The 699-nt window shown below is 37.8% G+C and carries 1 protein-coding gene; it reads left to right on the top strand.

What is annotated here, in order from left to right; genetic code table 11:
• The coding region (locus tag D8792_RS11075; RefSeq protein WP_142999405.1) for an ATP-binding cassette domain-containing protein at nucleotides 1-699 on the top strand (699 nt) is incomplete at both ends.

Below are 699 nucleotides of genomic sequence, written 5' to 3' on the forward strand. Positions count from 1 at the left end.
TCACTACACAAACTATCAAGAAGGGCTGGGAGACATTTCTGGTCGAATTAGTCATCGTTTCACTCATATCCGTTTGATGAAATCCTTCAATGGCGAAAAGAGTGAAGAAGAATCCATGGCTCACTTTTTTAATCAATTAACCCACAACTTTAAAAAGATTATCGGCTTGTCCTCTATTCAGAATACCTTATCAAATGGGCTGACCATGACCTTTATCATTTTACTATTGGTGGTAGCTGGTTTGGAAGTCTCTAAAGACAATATGACCATGAGTACTCTGATGACTTTTGTTCTTTATCTGACACGGTTGATTGACCCCATCACAGATATCTCTGAATCTATGACGGATTGGACAGAGTTTCAGAGTGTTTCAAATCGTCTCATGGAGATGGTAGAGTTAGACAAAGAAGTAGGAGGAGAAAAAGGATTAGAACTATCTGGATCGAGTATCATCATGAAGAATGTTAATTTTTCTTATGATCAGGAAAATGTCTTAAACGATTTATCCGTCAATATTCAAGCGGGACAGCATACTGCAATTGTTGGACCAAGTGGTGCAGGGAAATCGACTATTTTTGCTCTATTGATGAAATTCTATCAAGATTATAAGGGAGAGATTCTCATTGGAAGTCAGAACTTAGCAGACTTATCTGAGGAGCAGCTGAGAAATATGGTAGCTTATATTCCTCAAGATAATAC

This window comes from Streptococcus cristatus (assembly GCF_003943505.1).
Lineage (GTDB): Bacteria > Bacillota > Bacilli > Lactobacillales > Streptococcaceae > Streptococcus > Streptococcus cristatus_E.